Origin of the sequence: Piscinibacter gummiphilus, assembly GCF_002116905.1 — a bacterium.
Taxonomy (GTDB): Bacteria; Pseudomonadota; Gammaproteobacteria; order Burkholderiales; family Burkholderiaceae_C; genus Rhizobacter; species Rhizobacter gummiphilus.
In genome coordinates this window covers 1945861-1965403 of the sequence record NZ_CP015118.1, presented here as the reverse complement: position 1 = coordinate 1965403, position 19543 = coordinate 1945861, and the positions used below count along the sequence as shown (strand labels likewise).

11 protein-coding genes are annotated in these 19543 nt (G+C 70.3%); 3 read left to right on the top strand and 8 right to left on the bottom strand.

Annotated features, from left to right (window positions below):
- Positions 1-12: 12 nt before the first annotated feature.
- The 4 genes from A4W93_RS08915 to A4W93_RS30605 all read right to left on the bottom strand — a co-directional run bounded on the left by A4W93_RS08915 (position 13) and on the right by A4W93_RS30605 (position 11918).
- The gene (locus A4W93_RS08915) at positions 13-6357 is read right to left on the bottom strand and encodes an Ig-like domain-containing protein (RefSeq protein ID WP_085750282.1); all 6345 of its coding nucleotides are present in this window, start codon (positions 6355-6357) and stop codon (positions 13-15) included.
- 40 nt (positions 6358-6397) lie between these two features.
- The gene (locus A4W93_RS30665; RefSeq protein WP_085750281.1) at positions 6398-7966 is read right to left on the bottom strand and encodes a hypothetical protein; all 1569 of its coding nucleotides are present in this window, start codon (positions 7964-7966) and stop codon (positions 6398-6400) included.
- Between the two features lie 89 nt (positions 7967-8055).
- Positions 8056-11745 carry a choice-of-anchor Z repeating domain-containing protein gene (locus A4W93_RS08905; protein WP_099959882.1) on the bottom strand — a complete coding sequence of 1230 codons (3690 nt, stop codon included), beginning with the start codon at positions 11743-11745 and terminating at the stop codon, positions 8056-8058.
- Positions 11746-11786: 41 nt separating this feature from the next.
- Complete coding sequence (locus A4W93_RS30605; RefSeq protein WP_257790072.1) at positions 11787-11918, bottom strand: hypothetical protein; 132 nt, start codon at positions 11916-11918, stop codon at positions 11787-11789.
- A gap of 435 nt (positions 11919-12353) precedes the next feature.
- Here A4W93_RS30605 and A4W93_RS08900 point away from each other — a divergent pair, with 435 nt between their 5' ends.
- On the top strand, positions 12354-12863 hold the full coding sequence (locus tag A4W93_RS08900) for a glutaredoxin family protein (RefSeq protein ID WP_085750279.1): 510 nt from the start codon (positions 12354-12356) through the stop codon (positions 12861-12863).
- 25 nt (positions 12864-12888) lie between these two features.
- Here the strand turns inward: A4W93_RS08900 and mutL are convergent, their stop codons facing one another.
- Positions 12889-14766 (bottom strand): DNA mismatch repair endonuclease MutL, encoded by a 1878-nt coding sequence (gene mutL, locus A4W93_RS08895; protein ID WP_085750278.1) that lies wholly within the window; start codon positions 14764-14766, stop codon positions 12889-12891.
- 90 nt (positions 14767-14856) lie between these two features.
- Here mutL and A4W93_RS08890 point away from each other — a divergent pair, with 90 nt between their 5' ends.
- Positions 14857-15519 (top strand): DedA family protein, encoded by a 663-nt coding sequence (locus tag A4W93_RS08890; RefSeq protein ID WP_085750277.1) that lies wholly within the window; start codon positions 14857-14859, stop codon positions 15517-15519.
- A 94-nt stretch (positions 15520-15613) separates the two neighbouring features.
- On the opposite strand, the gene A4W93_RS08885 is transcribed toward A4W93_RS08890, so the two are convergent.
- Together A4W93_RS08885 and tsaE are read right to left on the bottom strand one after the other, a co-directional pair.
- Positions 15614-16948, bottom strand: a complete 1335-nt coding sequence (locus A4W93_RS08885) for an N-acetylmuramoyl-L-alanine amidase (protein WP_085750276.1) — start codon at positions 16946-16948, stop codon at positions 15614-15616.
- Positions 16945-17409 (bottom strand): tRNA (adenosine(37)-N6)-threonylcarbamoyltransferase complex ATPase subunit type 1 TsaE, encoded by a 465-nt coding sequence (gene tsaE, locus A4W93_RS08880; RefSeq protein ID WP_237357733.1) that lies wholly within the window; start codon positions 17407-17409, stop codon positions 16945-16947. Before tsaE ends, A4W93_RS08885 begins: the two co-directional genes overlap by 4 nt.
- On the opposite strand from tsaE, the gene queG reads away from it, so the two are divergent.
- On the top strand, positions 17410-18510 hold the full coding sequence (queG, locus tag A4W93_RS08875) for a tRNA epoxyqueuosine(34) reductase QueG (RefSeq protein WP_237357732.1): 1101 nt from the start codon (positions 17410-17412) through the stop codon (positions 18508-18510). It abuts the gene before it with no gap.
- Here queG and A4W93_RS08870 read toward each other — a convergent pair.
- Positions 18503-19405, bottom strand: coding sequence for an AEC family transporter (locus tag A4W93_RS08870; protein WP_085750275.1), 903 nt, complete (start codon positions 19403-19405; stop codon positions 18503-18505). The genes queG and A4W93_RS08870 overlap by 8 nt on opposite strands.
- Positions 19406-19543 lie beyond the last annotated feature (138 nt).

The following is a 19543-nucleotide window of genomic DNA, read 5'->3' as shown; positions in this document are numbered from 1 at the left end:
TCCACCACTCGTTCACTTGCATTCCACGCCACCCTTCGGAATCTCGACGCATTTGCGGCCCGGAAGCCGGATCGGGGTCCCCACGCTGCCGCCACCGTAACCGCCGCCCCACGACCATCCCGGTCCGGACGAGCCACCGGAACCACCGCCCGGTCCGGACGAACCACCGCCACAGCTGCCGTTGCTGACCGCGAACCAAGCGGCCATGGATCCGCACACCGACTGCAACCCGTTCGCGCAGATCGAGATGCAGGACACCACGGTCTGGTTGCTGTAGTTGTAGCAACCGGCCCCCGATGCCGCCCCGTCACCCGACGCCTCGTCGAGGCCCTTGAGCGACACGACGCGGTACGGGATCGTGATCCGCTGCTTGGGCTCGAGGATCTCCGGCACGTCCACCAGGAACTCGTAGCGGAAGAAGCCGTCCGACCTCGGCAACTGCTGCTTGACCTGCTCGGCGCGGATCAGCCCGTGGTTCGTCAGCGACAGCTCGCCGTAGTACACGTCCCCCGCGTTCATCTTCGGCAGGTTGATGCTGGAGGGCCGCATCACCACCACCGCCGCCGGCACGTCGGTCTCGAACGTCGCGTTCAGCGTGATCTCGTAGCGATCCTGGATCGTGATCTCGCGAACGCTCCACTCGACGGTGATCAGGTTGTACTGGAGGAACACGGACTGGTTCAACGTGATGCCTGGCTTCACCTGCAACCGTCCACCGATCTCCTGGTGGTTGTTCGCCGTGGCGCGGAACTTGTAGCGTCCCGCCGGAACGTTCTGGAACAGGGCTTCGCCCAGGACGTCCGTCGTCAGCTCCAGGGTGACGGTCGCGACATCCTCGTTCTGCAGCGTGATGCGGGCATTCGCCAGACCCGGGATCAGCTTGCCGTCCTTGCCGATCGTGGCGGTGTAGATGTCCGACGCCTTGAACAGCACGCTCCCCTGGCCGCTCGCCGTGACGCTGGCGTACACGTTCAGGTTCTGCACAGGGACGTTGTCGCCCTCGACACGCAGCCGGAATTCGTAGACGCCTTCAGCGGTGCCCGACGGCGGGTTGAAGGCCACGTCGATGTTGCGCTTTCCACCGACGGCCAGCGTCCCGTTCACCGCATTGGCGATGTTGACCCACGACGGCGCGGCCGTGCCATCCGGTTTGGTCAGCGTGAACTGCAGGTTGATCGCATCCTGGAGGCCCTTGTTCTCGACGACCACCGTCTCCACTTCGCTGCCGCCACGGGCGAGACCCGTTTCGACGAAGCTCGGCACACTCGTGAGGAACGGTCGGGCTTCCGTCAACACATAGTTGACGGTGGCGCGGCCGATCGGTGTCAGCGGGCTTTCGTCCGACACGACGTTGAGCACGATCGTGCCGGTCGGTTGCGCCTCGTTGCTCGCGGTGAACCGCACGGGCACGTTCAGCGTCTGACGCTCCTTCAGGGTCACCGGCGCGGGCAGCTGCAGGCTGACGCCGGCAGGAATCTGGCCCGTGGGCTGGCTGGCCGCGTCGAGCACGAACCGCAGGTTCGTCGCCGCCGTGCCCGGGCCCGCCTTCGCGGTGAACGGGATGCTGAACGGGTAGTTCTTCGGCACGTCGAGCTTGTACGGCGTCGGGCCCACGGTCACGCGGTTGATGGTGAACGAGCGCTGCTCCGAGCGGTCGGTCACGTCCGGATGGACCGCGCTCACCTTGTAGAGACCCGAGTCGGTCAGCGTGGGCACGAAGGTGTGGCTGAAGTTGCCGGCACCATCGGTCAGCACGCTGAATACGCGCTCGAAGCCCTGCTGGTTCAGCACCAGCTTGAGGCGGGTGTTCGGCAGCGGTGCATTGCCTCGGCGGTCGAGTGCACGGCCGGTGATGACGATGTCCTGGTCACCGAACGAGCTGATCGGGGTCACGTTGGTGACCTCGCCGTAGTAGGCGGTGTCGACGAGCGAGATGATCTTCTCGGCGCCACGGCCGGCGATCACGACTTCGTCGTCCTGGCCGCTGTGGTAGCGCAGCTTGTCGACCTCGAGCTTGAGGCGGATGCTGTTCGGGCTCGACGCCGGCACGTTCACGAGGAACACGTCGGTCATGTAGCTCTGGCCCGCGCCGATGCGCGCGACCGTGAGGCCGTTGGTCAGCGTCACCACGTTGGCGCCGAGTGCCTGGCGGTACGACTGCGTTGCCAGCACGTTGTTGTCGCCGTCCAGCACCTTGAAGCGCAGTTCGGTGGAGTCGTTGTTGCCGTTGTTGGTCGCGGTCAGCAGCTCGACATCGACCTGGCTCGTGTTCTCGATGGTCAGCCGCACGCGGCCCGTGGCCCCGCGCGTGAACTCGTCGGTGGCCATGCCCACGACGATGCCGCTGTCGCCCACGGTCACGCTTTCGTTGCGCGCGACCTTCACGAGTTCGCCTTCCACCGGCGCGATCTCGACGCCCACCTGCGCCTGGGCCGAGGCCGGCAGGTCGGCGTAGCCGCCCACGATCACCGGCACGAGGCGGGTCTCGTTCGCACCGAGCGAGAACAGGTCCGACTTGTGGTCCTTGAACTGCGTGGCGTCCTTGTTGATCGGCAGGCGCACGACCACGCGGGCGTTGCTCACCGCCGACGAGGTGTTGGTGACCTGCACTTGCAGCTGGTTCATCACCCCGCGCAGCACCGGCAGGCCCGAGGCGATCTGCGCGCCCACGTTCGGCAGCAGCAGGCTGCGCGGCATCTCGACGCCGTTGGCGTCGACGGTGGCGATGGTGTAGAGGCGTTCGCCGCTCGTGTAGCCGCTGTCGCTGAAGGTGCGCGCCGTGATGGGCGCCGGGGTCAGCTTGATGCGGCTGGCCGACGGGCCCACGTAGACGTTGTAGCCCGCCACGTTGCCGTTCGGCGCGTTCCACGTGATCACCGGCAGTTCGTTGCCGAGCTGCTCCACGCGCAGGTTCGACACCGGCAGCAGGCTCGCGTTCAGGTACGCGGAGTTGGAGATGGCCGATTCGTTGCCGGCCGCGTCGAGCGCGGTGACCACGTAGGCGCCCTGCGTCGGCGACGGGGTCGGATCGAGCGCGATCGGCTGGCGCAGGCCGGTCTTGAGCGGCGTCAGGCCCTCGATGCTCGTGATCGACGTGCCCGTGGCGCGGTACAGGTTGTACGTGGCGACGGTGCTCGCGAGCGGCGGCTGCCACGTCGCGACGATGCCCTGCCCCGTCAGCTGCAGCTGCAGCGATTGCGGCGCACCCGGCGCGTTGGCAATGGTGGTCACCTCCACCGTGGCGCTCTGGCCCGACACGGACTCCTGCGCGTTCGACTGGCGCACGGTGGCGACGGCGTACTTGTAGAGGCCGTCCTGCGGCGTGGTGTCGACGTGCACGGTGCCACCCGAGCGCACCAGCGCCACGAGTTCGGTCTGCGCCGGCGACTGGCGGTACACCTGGTAGCTGGTGGCCTCGTCTACGGACTGCCACGACAGGCGCACCCGGCCGCCCGGCTCGGCCTTCGCCGTCAGGCCCAGCGGGATCGCGAGCGGCGGCAGGTTGCCCTGGTACACCTGGAACCGGTTGAAGCCGATCACCTTGGTGGACACGTTGTCGAGGTCGTCCAGCGCGCGAGAGGTGAAGCTCAGGATTTCCGGCTGGGCCAGGCCCGCGTCGGACGGCAGCGTGAAGCTGGCGGTCCACACGGTCGGGCTGACCTGGGTCAGGCTGCCCACGGACACCGCCGAGCGCACCGGGCCGCTCAGCACGTAGTTCAGCGTCGGGGCCGCACCCGCCTTCGGCGCCTTGCTGAAGGTGAAGGTGGCCTGCACCGTGGGCGCGCTGTCGTAGCGGATGGGCGACGACGGGCTGATCGCGATGTTCGAGAGCGCCGGGCCTTCGGTGTCGATGCGCAGCGTGGCGCCCGCATCGATGTCGGTGCCACGGTTGCCCACCACGTCGCGTGCCGAGAACAGCGCGTTGGCGGTGCCCGACGCGGTGTTGGCGTCGACCAGGAAGCTGCCGGCCCAGGTCGTCGGGCCCGTCGACGCGAGGTCGACCGGGATCGGCGTGCCGCCCTGCGGCACGATCGACAGGTACGGCGTGGCCTGCAGCGGCTCGTTCAGCGTGACCACGAGGTTCACGCGGCCCTGCCCGATGCGGCCGGTGGCGGCGTCCACCTTGCCCTGCGGCGCGTACGCGATCGACAGCGCGCGCGGCAGCGTGCCGTCCGAGGCGGCCTGAGCCTGGTTCGACGGCACGGACGGCGTGCCGGCGGCGTTCACCGACACCACGCGGTAGTACCAGGTGCCGTCCTGCTGCGGCAGGTCGTCGTAGGCCGAGATGGTGTTGCCGAGCGTGCCGGTGTGCACCTTCACGCCCTCGGTCACGCTCGTGAACGGCACGCTGGCGCGGTAGAGCTGGTAGCCGGTGACGTTCGGATCGGTGGACCGCGTCCAGCCGAGCTTGACCTTGCCCTGCACCTGGGCCAGGGCCGACAGGTTGGACGGGCTGGCCGGCACCGTGACGTCGAGCGTGACGGACACGGCCGCGGACAGCGCGCTCGTGCCCCACGCATCCGTCGCGGTGGCCTGGATCTGGTTCGCGCCCGGGGCGAGCGTCACGGCGCTGCTGAAGCGGCCGTCGCTGCCGGCGTTGACCGCCGTGCCCACGGCCTGGCCGTTGAGGTGCAGGCGCACCGCGCTGCCGGCCTTCGCCGTGCCGGTCACGGTGGCCGCGGCCTCGCGGGTCGTGCTGCCGTTGGCGGGCGCCGAGAGCACCGGCGCATCGGGCACCGCATGGGCCACGTTGATGCTGTAGCTCGTGGTGCTGCTGTTGTTGAGCGAGTCGAAGGCGCGCAGCGCCAGCGTGTGGGCGCCGTTGGCCACGGACGACAGGTCGAGCGACACGCTGTAGGTGCCGGTGCCCGACGCCGTACCCACCACCGCGCCGTCGAGCAGCAGCTCGATGCGCGAGATGCCGCTGCGGTCGGTGGCCTGGAACGTGAACGTGGTGTTGCGCGTCAGCGTGGCGCCGTTGGCGAGCGGCACGCCTGCCGACGTGGGCGTGGTCAACTGCGGGCCTTCGGTGTCGGGCACCACCGGTGCGCGGGACAGCGTCACATCGCGCAGCTGCTCGGCCACGCGGCCGGCCCGGTCGGTGGCGGTCACGCGCCAGTGGTGGACCCCGTCGGCGAGGCTCGCCGGGTTCCAGCTGTAGTTGTACGGTGCGGCGGTGCGCGTCACCACCAGCGTGCCGTTCAGGAAGAACTGCACGCGTTCGATGCCGGAGCCGTCGGTGGCCGTGGCGTCCACCGTGATCGGGCCGCTGATGACACTGCCGGCCACCGGGTTGCCGATGGCGAGCAGCGGGGCCTCGGTGTCGACGAGCACACCGCCCGTCAGCGTGCCGGTGGCGACGGTGCCGCTCGCGTTGCGGAACTGCACGGAGACCGGCTTCGTGCCGTCACCCGCGGACAGCGTGAAGTTCACGGTGGCGCGGCCGCCCGGCAGCGGCTGGAAGGCCACGCCCGCGAAGGCGCCGCCCTCGGCGATGCGGTACTCGGTCGCGTTCACGCACGAGACCTCGAGCGCGACGGTGTTCGTCTCGAAGTACGGCGCCGGCTGGGCCAGGCGCACCGTGGGTGCGATCAGCGGCGCGGCGGCCAGGAAGTTGCCGTAGTTGACGCCGGAGGACACGCGGTCCCCCTGACCGGCGGGGTTGCCCACCGGGTCCGTCGGCCCGCTGGCATGGCCCCACCAGTTGCCGGTGGCGAGCAGCGTGCTGCCCGAGGTGCCGTTCGAAATGGCGTTGCCGGTGTTCTGCGCGAACTGCGTGCTGCCGACGGTGGGCGCGCTGCCGCCGCTCGCCTCGATGCCGACGCCGTTGCGCAGGAAGCTGGAGCCCGTGATGGCAGGCGAGGCGCCGTCGAGCAGTCGCAGGCCCACGGCGTTGTCGGTGAACTGGGCGTACTGCAGCGCGGGGTTCACGCCGCGCAGCGTCAGCGCCGCGCCGTTGGCGGCGCCCGCGTAGCGCACGGTCAAGTCACCGAAACCGGTGAGGCCGAAGGCCGCGGCGGATTTCTCCACGCGGATGCCGGTCCAGTCGCCCGAGGCGGGCACCTGCGGCGCAGCGCCGATGGGACCACCCGACGCATCGTCCTTCTGGCTGGTGAAGGTCACGCCCTTCGATGCGAGCAGGCGGTCGCGCACGACCAGGCGCCCGTCGCCGCCGAACTTGACCACCACGCCCTCGTCGATCGCCAGCTCGGCGGCCGAGACGGGCATCGACGTCGCGACGAGCGCGAACACCGTCGCCCCGACGACCGACGAACGAGCCCACCCGGCGCGGCGGTCGGGTTGCCGGACACGCGAAGAATGGCGGTCCGGGCGGGTGTCGTTCGTCATCATGGTCATGGGGCGAAGGCGGGGGCGATCGGGTTCCTGCGAGGGAGAGTCAGCCGCGGAAGCCCGCGGCCTGCAGGGCGGCGTACGGCACGTCGAACGTCTTGCCGCTCACGGTGTAGAGGCGAGCCGAGGCTTCACCCACCAGCGGCACCGTCACTTCCACCTTCTCGACGGCCTCGTTCTTCGCGAAGCGCGAGAGGTCGGGCATGCCGGCCTGGGTCGTGCCGCCCACGACGACCGTGTAGGTGGTCGTGGCCTGCAGCGTGCTGGGGCCTTGCGGCAGCGTCACGGAAACCGTGGCTGTGCCGGACGTCGTGGTGCCGGCGATGGCGGGGCTGATGGCCTGCACGGACACGCCGTAGGCCGGTGCGACGCGCAGCGTCACCGTGTTGCCGACCGGCACGTTCGTGGTCTGGAACACCACGTCGACCGGGGTCGTCGTGGAGGTCGGCAGGGTCACGTCGGCGTTGCCAGTGGGGTTCGCGGGGACGGCCTGGCCCGCCACCGAGGCGATGCGGATGCTCGGTGCGCCGGCGATGAAGATCGGGCCGGGGGCATCGACCACATAGGCTGGGGTCGACGCGCCGGTGTAGGTCACGGCTTCGCCTTCCAGGCGGACGCGGCCGACGCTGCCACCAAAGTTTTCGTGTTGACCTGTCGCACCACAATTCGCCCGCGGGTTGCCGTTGTAGTGTCGGCAGCCTCCGTGGGTCTGGATCGGGCCGTTGCCGGCAATGGTGGTGGCAACGATGCGCACGGCGCCGCCGGATCCGCCAGCGCCCTGGCCGCCGACGCCTGGTCCGGCGATGCCGCCTCCATCCCCCCCGATCGCGTTGATCGTGCCAGTGATGCTCACAGTCGCGGACGAGGCGATCAGAATTGCGCCACCACCACCACCACCACCCGAACCGGCATAGGAAGTTCCACCGAGGCCCCCGCCACCGCCCGACCCCCCGAGCAGCGGCTGAAGCAGCGGCGAACCGTACGCCTTCGCACTGTAGAAGGCATCGCTCGTTCCGCACGACTGCCACTGGCTGTAGGGCCGGAAGACCGAAAGCCCGTAAGCCCCGCCCCCGCCCACGTAGCGGTAGTAGCCGAAGCCGTCGGTGCCGCAGCCATCGCCGCCTTCGATCGCGCCCTTGCCGCCGCCCGGGCCCAGGCCCGCGCCCGAGCGGATCACCGCCGGCCGCGACGCCGCGTCCTCGCGACCGCCACGGCCGCCGTCATAGCCGCCCGGGCCACCGAGGCCCGGCTGCCCGTCGTCGCCCAGCACGCCGTTGCCGTACGTGCCCGAGTGCGCGGCCGTGCCGCCGGCGATGTCGATCACGCCCGCGATCGTGACGTTCCCCGTCGCGAGCAGGAACACCGGTGTGTTCGCCGAATTGCGCTTGAACTTGACGGTCACGCCGGCGGGAATGTTCACCGTCGTGTAGTTCAGGATGCCCGACTCGGGCAGCACGACCTCGGTGTTGACCGTCGGGTTGAAGGCGCCGTCGGCGCCGGTGCTGCCGCTGTTGACGGCGGCCTGCGCGCTGGCGACTGCCAGCACGCTCAGCAGGAAGGCGACCGGGGCACCGCGCCCCGGGGCCCGCTTCAGCGATTTCGTTGAAGTGTTCATGGAGGGGCTCCTCGATTCAGGTTGGCAAGGGAAAGGACGCGCGCTCGCGCGCAGGACGGAAAGGGACTTCATGGTTGGGGCGGTTCCGGTCACTGCGGTGCGACCACGTTGAAGGTGTTGGCGGGAAGGGGTGCGGTGCCGCTCTGTCCACCCGGCACCTCGAGGACCAGGACGCGGTTCCCGAGCGTGGCGTCCGGATCGACGAGCACGTTGAATTGCAGGTAATCGCCGAGCGCGTCGGTGAGGAAGACCGGGGTCGTGACCGCGCGGACGCCCGAGGCCGGCACGAACGACACCCCCGTCACGGCCGACAGCCCGGTGCCGCGCACCGTGACCGTCGTGCCCTTGCCGCGTTCGAGCAGGATCGGCGACACCGACTGGAGCACCGGGATCGCGCCGACGCCGAACACGGCCTCCGCCGAGAGGGTCGAGACGACACCCGTGGCTGTCCGCAGGCGCAGGTGGCGCGGGCCGGTCAATGCATCGGGCGCGGCGGAGACGCCCACGCTCAGCACCGTCCCGCCACCGCTGACCACCGGCGTGTCGAAGAGCAGGCCCGTCGACGGCGTGGTCACGATGGCGGTCACCGCATCGAAGCCCGCCCCGGTGACCGTGATCGTGCCGGAGCCGCCTTGCAGCACGCCGCGGGGCGTGACCGTCGCCACGTGGGCGCCCACGACCACCCCCACCGGCTGGGTGCCGAGCACCCCGGTCTGGGGCTCCTCGGGCAGGGTCGTCGAGTTCGTGCCGACGGCCACCCCGACCGGCAGCGAGGCCAGCCCGCCCACGATCGCGTCGGGGGCCGCAGGCGTCCCGACCATCACACCGACCAGTCCGGTGGTGAGCGCATGGGTGGGCCCGCTGGTGGCGGACACCCGCACCAGGTTCCGCGGCGATGCCACGAGTGTCGAGTCACCCGCCACCGACGTGATGACCAGCGTGCTGTCGGCCGCAGGCGCACCGGCGGCGACCGCGCCGAAGAAGCTCAGCACCGTGCCGTCTTCCGACGCTGTGAACGGCCCGGTGAACGTCAGGCCGTTCGCCGGCTCCGCCCGGACGCCCGTGATGTTGATCAGGTTGCGGCCACGCACCGTCATCGCGACACCGGTGGTGCCCGCCACCAGCACCTGCGGCGTCACGGAATCGAGTTCCGGCAGCGGCGCGGACACGAGGAAGGTGTCGTCCGACCACTTCACCGTCGTCAGCACACCCGTCGCAGTCTGCAGCACCAGCTTGCGGTTGCCGAGCGGCGCATCGGCGGCCAGGCGCAGCGTGAAGGTCGCCTCGGTGCCGTCCGCATTCACGGTCGGAGCGCCGACGAGCGATGCGCCCGTCGACGGCACCAGCGCGGCTCCGGTCATCGACTGGAGCGAGCGGCCGCGCACGGTCACCACCACGTCCGTGCCGACCACGCCCACGTGCGGCGACAGTTCGAGCACCCCGGCGCCGTTCAGCACGCCCACCGCGGTCGCGCCCGGCGTCACCGTGACGATCTTGTCTTCCACGGTCGCCACCCCCACCATCACGCCGACCAGGCGCGAGGCGAGCGGGCCGATGTCACCGCGAACCGCTTCGGACTCGGCGAGGTTCCAGGTGTTGAACGCGAGCGGTTCGGCCGACGACGTGCCGGACGGCGTGACGACCTGGACCAGGCGCTGCCCCACCAGGGCGTCGGCAGCGATGTCGACCCACGTGGCGATGGACGTGCCATCCGCGTCGATCTCGAGCTGGGTGTCGATGCTCAACCCGCTGGCGGGCGTCACGCGCAGCAGACCCTGCTGCAGGTTGCGACCACGCACGACGAGGCGGACCCGCGTCCCGCGCGGCGAGATCAGCGGCGTGACCGACTCGATGGCCGGCGCGCCGGTCGTCAGCTGGACCGTCGATTGCAGCGCATTGGCGAACACCAGCTCCTTGCCGGCCGCGTCCTTGACCACGACACGGCGGGCGCCGATGGCCGCATCGTTCGCGGCGGTCACGTCCACCTGGAGCTGGCTGCCATCGGCCGCCACGGTCTGCGCGCCGAAGGACACCCCGGCGGACGGGTTGAGCGACAGCTGCGCATCCGACGGGATGCCCTTGCCGGCGACGGTGAAGCGGACCGTGGTGCCGCGGGCCCAGCCCGCGGGAGAGACCGAGGTCAGCGTACCGCCCACGGCCACACCCACCGGCGCGTTGGAGACCTTGGCCTCGGACGTGATCGGTGCCACCACGACCTCGCCGTTCACGACGCCGACCAGACCGGAGTAGCTCGTGTTCGCACCACGGAAGTCCGACGTGATGAACACCGGCACGACCACCTGGGCCAGCGCCGCCGAGCTGAGCGTGAGGCTGACCGTCCCGACGGCGCGCGGCACGACGGCGAGCGTCGCCACCGTCTGGCCCGCGGGAATGACGAGGGTCGTCGGCGTCACCGTCAGCTTCGCCGGATCGCTCACCGAGACGTTGATCGTGTGCTCGCGGAAGTCGGCCTTCGACAGGCGCAGCACGATGTTGCGGCTGGTCGAGTCCGGCGGCAGCGCGAGCGGCGCCGGCTCGACCGACACCACCGGCGGCACCGCGGCCTGCACCACGAGGCTGCCCTGGTTCGACAGGAGGTACTGCCCCGCGTTCGCCGGGTCCGGCGCGCGGACCTGGACCGCGAGCGTCGCGGCCGCGGTCTGGTTCAGCAGCGTCGCGCGAAGTTCGGTCGCGCTGACGAAACGCGTGGCGGCCGTGGCGCCGTTGAACAGCACTTCGGACGCGGCCGTGAAGTTCCGCCCGGTCACGGTGATCTCGAGCGGGCCGGACTGCGCGGTCACCGACGCGGGCGACACGGCGTTGATCGTCGGCAGAGGCAGCGTCACGGTCACCGCGTCGGCGAGCACGACCTCACCCGCGTCCACCACGAGGCGCAACGCCGCGCGCCCGGGGGCGGCGGCGGGATCGACCCGGAGCTGCATGAAGACCTGTGACGATGATCCGCCACTGAACGGTGTCAGGGCGAGGCCCGCCCGGTCGAGTGCCGCTTCGCTCACGCCGGACAGGCGGCTGCCGTTGACCGTCACGGTCACGGTCTGGCCCACCTCCACCGTCGACGGCGAAACGCCCGTCACCGACGGGCTCGCGCCGACCGACACGGTGCCGCCGGTCACCACGTACGGGATGCCGCGCAGGCCCCAGCGCACGTTGCCCGCGATGTCACCGGCCGCGACGGACACCGCGTTGAGGGCGTTGCCGCTCGCGCGGTTGCCGAGGCCGAACGGCGAAGCGGCCAGGTCGATCGCGATCGCCGGGCCTTGCTGCTGGCGGATGTCGAGGAAGTTGAACTCGGGCGCCGAACCGTGGACGGCGAGGCCGCGGCCGTGTTCGAACACGACGTGCTCCAGCCGTGTGTTCACGGTGCCCGAGGTGAAGGTCCACTGGTTCCAGTCGCCCGCGACGGCGGCCTGGCCCGCGCGCACCTTGTCCGATCGCACCTGCACCGGCAGCGCCGCCGTGCCGTTCGCGCGCACGGCGCCGGCCTGCACCGTCAGGCCCGCGCCGCTGCCCATCGACACGACCACGCCTGCATCGATCGTGAGCGTCGCACCCGCGCGGACGGCGACGGCGCCGTTCACCACGTACGGGCTGCCCGCGGTGTCCCAACGGGTGTCGCTCGTGATGTCGGCTGCGACGATCGTCTGCGCCAGCACCGGGCTACATGCGAGCCCGAGGAAGGCCGCCAGGGCCGGCACGCCGGCGTCGCGCAGGCGACGGACGACGGACAGCAGCAACACCGCGCAGGCAAGTCGCATCATGGGTACAGGAGAGAACGGAGGATGGATCGCAGGCGGCCGCGTCAGCGGGCGTCGGCGAGGAGATCGGCGTGGGAAAGCGCGTGCCCGGACGGCGCCGCGATCGGCTTCAGCGTGGCCTTGCACCACGCGCACAGCGTCCGTGAACGGACGCAACGAAACTCGTTGCCCTTCATGCCCCACTCCCCTTTTGGTGAGCCGCGCGATTCGTGCCGCGCGGCATTCGTGGCGAAATCCTACCAGCGGGTTTCGGGGGGATGGGGGTTGGAAGGTGGGGGCTTGCGGAGGTCCGCACGCCGCGGTATTCGCGTGGGCGAGCGCGAGCCAGTGCCGTGGCGAACCATCGATTTCGAGAACTTCGTCACGGCATTAACGTGATCAGCCCAGCAAAGATCCGCCCGAGGGGTCGGGGAGGCATGCCCCTGCTCGCGCGAAATCTGCGCATCTTCGAGAAACATTCAGCAACAGAGACACGGGAAAGGGGAGCAAACTGAAGGGGGATTCAGAATTCTTTCGGCCAACAGCGGGCCTGTCCTGGCCGATGCGGCTGGACGTGAAAATCACCCGGCGGATGCCGCTAGGATGGCGCGCCTCCACTCGGACTCACGACCATGACCGCGACGTTTCCCCGCCTGGCCTCCATCTCGCTCCTCCTGCTGCCGGCCCTCGCCCACGCCGCCTCCGGCAGCGCCTACACGACGGGCAAGGCCGCGGGCTACGTGTTCGGCGGTCTCGTGCTCTTCGTCGTCGCCAAGCGCCTCCTCGGCGACCTGGCGTGGGCCCGCTGGCTGATCGTGCCGGTCGTCGCCGTGGCCATCATCCGGCTGAACCCCGGTCCCGGGCCGATCGACACGCCGCAGATCCAGGCCCTGGCGGCCACGGTGAAGGCCGAGGACGTGGTGATGTACACCACCACGGAGTGCGTCTACTGCCACCAGGCGAAGGCCTGGCTCCAGCAGAACGGCTTCGCCTTCACCGAATGCAACATGAGCGTCAGCCGCACCTGCCAGCAGGAATTCGCGGCCTACAAGGCCGTCGGCACGCCGTTCCTCGTGGTGCGGGGCGAGCGGATGGACAACGGGTTCGACTCGGACCAGTTCCTCGCGTTGCTGAGGTCCTGAGGACGGCAGAGCAGCCGCGGCGAGGTCATCGCCCGCGCCAGAACAACCCGTCGAGGTCCTTCATCGTGAGCTGCCGCCACGTGGGCCGCCCGTGGTTGCACTGGTCGGATCGTTCGGTGCGTTCCATGTCGCGCAGCAGCGCGTTCATCTCTTCGAGCGTGAGCTGGCGGTTGGCGCGCACGGCGCCGTGGCAGGCCATGGTCGACAGGATCTCGTGCTGAGCGCGTTCGATGACGGTGCTGGCGTCGTACTGGCCCAGTTCGGCGAGCACGCTGCGGGCGAGTTCGACGACGTCGCCACCGTCGAGCGCGGCCGGGCGCGAGCGCACGGCGAGTGTGGTGGCCGACAGCGCGGAGATGTCGAGGCCGAGCTTGCGCAGGTTGTCGGACTGCGCTTCGGCGGTGGCGATCTCCTCCGCGGTGGCGGCGAAGGTGGCCGGGATCAGCAGCGGCTGGGCCTCGATGTCGGCCGCGCCCAGGCTCGACTTCAGGCGTTCGTAGACGATGCGCTCGTGCGCCGCGTGCATGTCGACGATCACGAGGCCCTGGTCGTTCTCGGCGAGCACGAACACCCCGCCCACCTGGGCGAGTGCGCGGCCGAGCGGCCAGTCGCCGGCCGGCAGCGGGTTCGCCATGGGCGCGGCCGGCTGCGGCGCGGCCACGGGAGCGGGCATGCGCCACGCCGGAGGGGCCTCCTGGGCGTACAGCACGGCGGCCTGCTGCAGGCCGAGGCCCACCTGCTGGCCCAGCGGGCGGAAGCCTTCGGACGGCGGGTTGTAGGCCACGGGCTTCGGTGTGCCACGCGCCCACATGTCGTTGGCTTCGGCCGCGAGCACGCCGAGGCCGGTGCCTTCGTCGAGCGTGGGCTGAACCGGCGTCATCGCGATGGCGCCGCCGGCCTGCGGCGCGGCGAGCGCCCCTTCGACCGCCCGGCGCATGGCCTGGTGCACCTCGCGCGAATCGCGGAAGCGCACCTCGATCTTGGTGGGATGGACGTTGACGTCGACCCGGTCCGGGGCAATCTCGATGAAGAGCGCATACGACGGCTGGCGGCCGCCGTGCAGCACGTCTTCGTACGCCGAACGGATGCCGTGGGCGATCAGCTTGTCGCGCACGTAGCGGCCGTTGACGTAGACGTACTGCTGGTCGGCCCTTGCGCGCGCCGCGGCGGGCACGCCGGCGCGGCCGGTCACGCGCATGGGCCCGAGGGTCATGTCGACGGGACGGCTCTGCTCCACGAATTCGGCGCCGATCACGTCCTTCATGCGCTGGTCGGGGTCGGCGCGGCGCCACTGCTGCACGAGCTTGCCCTCGTGCCACACGGCGAAGCCCACGTCGGGACGGGTGAGCGCATGGCGGCGCACGGCGTCGACGCAGTGGGCGAGCTCGGTGGCGTCGGTCTTCAGGAACTTGCGGCGGGCCGGCGTGTTGAAGAACAGCTCGCGCACCTCCACGCTCGTGCCCGTGCCGCGCGCGGCGGGTGACAGTTCACCCGAGCGGGCATCGAGCCGCTGCGCGTGGGGCGCGCCTTCGGTGCGGCTCGAGATGCTGACCTCGGCCACCGACGAGATGGCCGCGAGCGCCTCGCCGCGGAAGCCCATCGTGGCGACACTCTCCAGGTCGACCAGCGAGCCGATCTTGCTGGTGGCGTGGCGACGCAGCGCCAGCGGCAGCTCGTCGGACGGGATGCCGTGGCCGTCGTCCTCGATCAGGATGGAGCGCACGCCCCCGGCGACCAGCTTCACCGTGATCTCGCGCGAACCCGCGTCGAGTGCGTTGTCCACCAGTTCGCGCACCACGGACGCCGGCCGTTCGACCACCTCGCCGGCGGCGATCTGGCTGATCAGTTCGTCGGGGAGCTCGCGGATGGGACGGCGGGCGGCGGGCTGGAGCACGGCATTCATCCCGGCATTGTAGGGACCGGGCCCGGCCGGGGCACCGGTTCGCGGGGGAATTGCCGGGAGGCCGTCATCCGAACCGTGATAATCGGCCGCATGGAAATTGTCACGTTTCTGATCGACTTCATCCTGCACGTCGACGTGCACCTCGCGAACTTCGTCGCGACCTACGGCACCTGGGTGTACGCCCTGCTGTTCCTGATCCTGTTCGTGGAGACCGGCGTCGTCGTGATGCCGTTCCTGCCGGGCGACTCGCTGCTGTTCGTCGTGGGCGCGCTGTGTGGCGCCGGGCTGATGGACATCTGGCTGTCGATCGGGCTGCTCACGCTCGCGGCCATCCTCGGCGACCAGTGCAACTACTCGATCGGCCGCTATTTCGGCCCGAAGGTCTTCCAGTGGGAGAACTCGCGGTTCTTCAACAAGCAGGCCTTCGAGCAGGCGCACGCGTTCTACGAGAAGTACGGCGGCGCCACCATCATCGCCGCGCGCTTCATGCCGTTCCTGCGCACCTTCGTGCCGTTCGTGGGCGGCGTGGCCGAGATGACGCGCAGCAAGTTCACGCTGTTCAACGTGGTGGGCGCGGTGGTCTGGGTGGGCGGCATCGTCACGGCCGGCTACGTGTTCGGCAACATCCCGTGGGTCAAGGAAAACCTCGACAAGATCATCTGGGCGGCGATCTTCATTCCCGGGCTGCTCGTGCTGTTCGGGGCCTGGAAGGCGAAGCGGAAGGCGGCGGCTGCGGCGGCCGCGGCTGTTTAAAACAAGATGTCATCCCGGCGGAGGCCGGGCCCTTCGGCGGACGCCCAGGGCCCCGGCCTTCGCCGGGGCGACATGTTTTTTCCGCGTGCCGGCTTCAAAGCTGCCGCGTGCGCGCGAGCGGCGGGTTCTTGGCGAAGTACCGCTTGATGCCCGTGGCCAGCGCCTCCACCAGTTCCTGCTGGTAGCCCGCATCCCGCAGTTTCGACTCCTCCTCCGGGTTCGAGATGAACGCCGTCTCGACCAGGATGGACGGGATGTCCGGCGCCTTCAGCACCGCGAAGCCGGCCTGCTCCACCTTCGCCTTGTGGAGCCGGCCCACCTTTCCGATCTGGCCCAGCACCTCGCCGCCGAGCTTCATGCTGTCCTTGATCTGGGCGGACGTGCTCATGTCGAGCATCGCGCGCATCACCGTGCTGTCCTTCGCCTTGAAGTTGACGCCGCCCACGATGTCGGACGCGTTTTCCTTGCTGGCCATCCACCGGGCTGCCGCGCTGGTGGCACCGCCCTGCGACAGCGCGAACACCGAGGCGCCCCGCGCCTGCGGGTTCAGGAACGCGTCGGCATGGATGGACACGAACAGGTCGGCCTGCACGCGGCGTGCCTTGCGCACGCGCTCGTGCAGCGGCACGAAGAAGTCGGCGTCGCGCGTGAGCATGGCCCGCATGCCGGGCTCGGCGTTGAGCTTGTCGCGCAGCTTCATGGCCACCGACAGCACCACGTCCTTCTCGCGCAGGCCGCTCGGGCCGATGGCGCCCGGGTCCTCGCCGCCATGGCCGGGGTCGAGCGCGACGATGATCAGGCGGTCGATCTTCTCCTGCGTCATGGGCGACGGCTTCTGGGCGATCACCGGCGGTGCGGGCACGGGCGGCGCCACGGGACCCGGCGGGGTGGCCGGGGGCGTGGGTGTCTTGCCCACGCGGCCGATGAACTCGCCCAGCGCGTCCTGCACGGCCTCGGCGGCCTTCTGCTCGGCGCTCTGCTTCTCGTTGATGAGCGCGAGCAGCGGGTCAGCCTCGTGCACCGGGTGCAGGTCGAAGACGAGCCGGTGCTGGTACGCCGCGGCCGGCTCCAGCGTGAAGAGCTGCGGCGCGGTGGCCTGCTTCAGGTCCAGCACGAGGCGCACCACGCGGGGCTGGTTCTGGCCCACGCGCACGCCGGCGATGTACGGGTCGTCGGCATGCACCTTGCCCACCAGCTCGCGCAGCTTCGGGCTGAGTTCGAGGCCGTCGATGTCGATCACGAGGCGGCGCGGGTTGTCGGCCATGAAGTGCTTGACCGACAGCACCGTGTCGGACTCGAGCGTCACGCGGGTGTATTCGTCGGCGGGCCACACGCGCACGGCCACGAGGCTGGCGCCGAACGCGAGTTCGGCGGTGCCGAGCGACAGCACGACGCTGCCGAGCGCCTGGAGCGCGGTGCGGCGCTTCAAGGCAGCAGCTCCTGGCCGAGGGGGGTGCAGGCGGTGAAGGTCACGCGGCGTTCGTCTCCGTCGAGTGGGACAAGTTCCATCCGCAGGTCGGGTTCGGGCAGCAGACCCTCGGCCTTCTCGGGCCACTCGGCGAGCTTGAGTCCCTGGCTGGCGAACACGTCGCGGAAGCCTGCGTCTTCGAATTCCTGCGGGTCGTTGAAGCGGTAGAAATCGAAGTGCCAGGCCGTGAAACCCTCCAGCGGGTAGGCTTCCATCACCGCGTAGGTGGGACTCTTGATGCGGCCGGTGACGCCCAGCGCCTGCAGCAGGTGGCGTGCGAAAGTGGTCTTGCCGGCGCCGAGGGTGCCGTGCAGTTCGACGAACGCCCGGCGAAGCGCCGGCCGGGCCGCGAGAAGGGCTGCGGACTGCTGGCACGCGGCCTCGTCGGGCCACGCCTGGGTGCGGGTTTCTAGAATCGGCAAATGTCGGACGCCCGGAACATGGATCAGGTGGGGGACCCCGCCGCGCTGGTGGAACAGCTGCGCGGCTGGGCGCGTTCGCTCGGATTTTCCCAGATCGGCGTGGCGGATGTGGATCTGTCCTCGGCCGAACCGGGACTTTTGGCCTGGCTCGACCACGGTTTCCACGGCTCGATGGCCTACATGGCCACCCACGGCCTCAAGCGCGCGCGGCCCGCCGAGCTGGTGCCGGGCACCGTGCGGGTCATCACGGCGCGCATGGACTACCTGCCTCGCACGCGCCACGACGGCGACAACGACTGGCAGGCCGTCGAATGGGCGCACCTCGCACGGCCGGAGAACGCGGGCGTGTCCACGTACGCCCGCGGCCGCGACTACCACAAGGTGTTGCGCAACCGGCTGCAGAAGCTCGCCGACCGCCTCGCCGAGGCCGTGGGGCCGCTGGGCCACCGCGTCTTCACCGACTCGGCGCCGGTGCTGGAGGTGGAGCTCGCCTCGCGCAGCGGCATCGGCTGGCGCGGCAAGCACACCCTCACGCTGCACCGCGAGGCGGGCTCGATGTTCTTCCTCGGCGAGATCTACATCGACCTGCCGCTGCCGCTGTCCGAACCCGTGACCCCGCACTGCGGCTCGTGTTCGGCCTGCATCGACGTGTGCCCCACGCGAGCCATCGTCGCGCCCTACCGCGTGGACGCCCGCCGTTGCATCTCGTACCTGACGATCGAACACGACGGCGCGATCCCCGAAGACCTGCGCCCGCTGATCGGCAACCGCATCTACGGCTGCGACGACTGCCAGCTGGTGTGCCCCTGGAACAAGTACGCCCAGCGCAGCACCCTGCCCGACTTCGACCCGCGCGCCCCGCTGCTGCATCCCACGCTGCTGCAGCTCTGGGCCTGGACCGAGGCCGACTTCCTCCGCCACACGGAAGGCGGCCCCATCCGCCGCATCGGCTACGAACGCTGGCGGCGCAACCTCGCGGTGGGCCTGGGCAACGCGCTGCGGGCCGACCCGTCGCTCGCGGACGTGCGCGCCGCGCTCGAAGCGGCCCGCGACGCCGCCTCGCCCCTCGTGCAGGAGCACATCGACTGGGCCCTCAGGTGACCCAACCCAGGACGGCGATCCACCACGGAATCGTCACCATGCCGAGCAGGATCGACAGCGACACGAGCCCGGCCACGAAGGCCCCGTCGCCGCCCATGCGGGCCGCCAGCACGTAGGCGCTGGACGCCGTCGGCATCGACGCGAACAGCACGAGGATCAGCCGCTGCTCGGGCGACAGCGCGAACAGCAGCGCGAGCCCGATGCCCACGAGCGGCAGGATGGCGTGGCGGATGCCGATGAAGGCCGTGGTCAGCATCGGCGACGCCTTGAGACCGCCCAGCTTCAGGCCCGCCCCCACGGCCAGCAGGCCCACCGGCAGCGCGGCCACGCCGATGCGCTGCAGCGTGGTGCCCACCGCTTCGGGGAAGGTCACCCCCGCGAGGTTGGCTGCGAGGCCCAGCAAGGTCGCGACGATCAGCGGGTTGCGGATGATCTCGCGGGCGTACGAATGCCCGCCGTGGCGCGCGAGCGGCCACACGGCCGCCACGTTGCAGATGGGCACGCCGATGGCCAGCAGCAGTGCCATCCAGGCCACCCCCGTGGGGCCGCCCAGGCGCTCGGCCAGCGCCAGCGCGATGAAGGAATTGAAGCGGAACGCCACCTGTGCGCCCGATGCATGCAGCCGCGCGTCCACGCCCGGCCAGAGCTTCACCGCGAACGCGAGCGCGATGCCGCAGGCGAGCAGCGCGACCCCGCCCAGCGTGAGGCTCAGCGTCTGCGTCGGCTGCAGCGGGCTGCGCATCACCGAGTTGAACAGCAGCACCGGGAACAGCAGGTAGTACACCAGCTGCTCGGCGGCCTCCCACACGGGCCGGTTCAGCGCCGTCCACCGGCACAGGCAGAAGCCGCAGACGATCAGCAGGAAGTCGGGAAGCAACAACAGCGCGGTGGACATCGGCCCAGTGTGCCAGCGCCCGGGCTGCGTAGTTTCCACAGTCAGGAAGGCCCCGGGACCCGTGCAACATGGTCCGTGACGGCTCGACCCCGGATCCTCGTTTCATGGGCGATACTGCCCGGAGACCGGCCCGCTCGA

Excerpts from the sequence above, each read along its gene's own strand:
- mutL (WP_085750278.1), bottom strand. The coding sequence starts at position 14,766 with ATGAATGCCGTGCTCCAGCCCGCCGCCCGCCGTCCCATCCGCGAGCTC.
- A4W93_RS08905 (WP_099959882.1), bottom strand. The coding sequence starts at position 11,745 with ATGATGCGACTTGCCTGCGCGGTGTTGCTGCTGTCCGTCGTCCGTCGC.
- A4W93_RS30665 (WP_085750281.1), bottom strand. The coding sequence starts at position 7,966 with ATGAACACTTCAACGAAATCGCTGAAGCGGGCCCCGGGGCGCGGTGCC.
- A4W93_RS08890 (WP_085750277.1), top strand. The coding sequence starts at position 14,857 with ATGGAAATTGTCACGTTTCTGATCGACTTCATCCTGCACGTCGACGTG.
- A4W93_RS30605 (WP_257790072.1), bottom strand. The coding sequence starts at position 11,918 with ATGAAGGGCAACGAGTTTCGTTGCGTCCGTTCACGGACGCTGTGCGCG.
- A4W93_RS08915 (WP_085750282.1), bottom strand. The coding sequence starts at position 6,357 with ATGACCATGATGACGAACGACACCCGCCCGGACCGCCATTCTTCGCGT.
- queG (WP_237357732.1), top strand. The coding sequence starts at position 17,410 with ATGTCGGACGCCCGGAACATGGATCAGGTGGGGGACCCCGCCGCGCTG.
- A4W93_RS08900 (WP_085750279.1), top strand. The coding sequence starts at position 12,354 with ATGACCGCGACGTTTCCCCGCCTGGCCTCCATCTCGCTCCTCCTGCTG.
- A4W93_RS08870 (WP_085750275.1), bottom strand. The coding sequence starts at position 19,405 with ATGTCCACCGCGCTGTTGTTGCTTCCCGACTTCCTGCTGATCGTCTGC.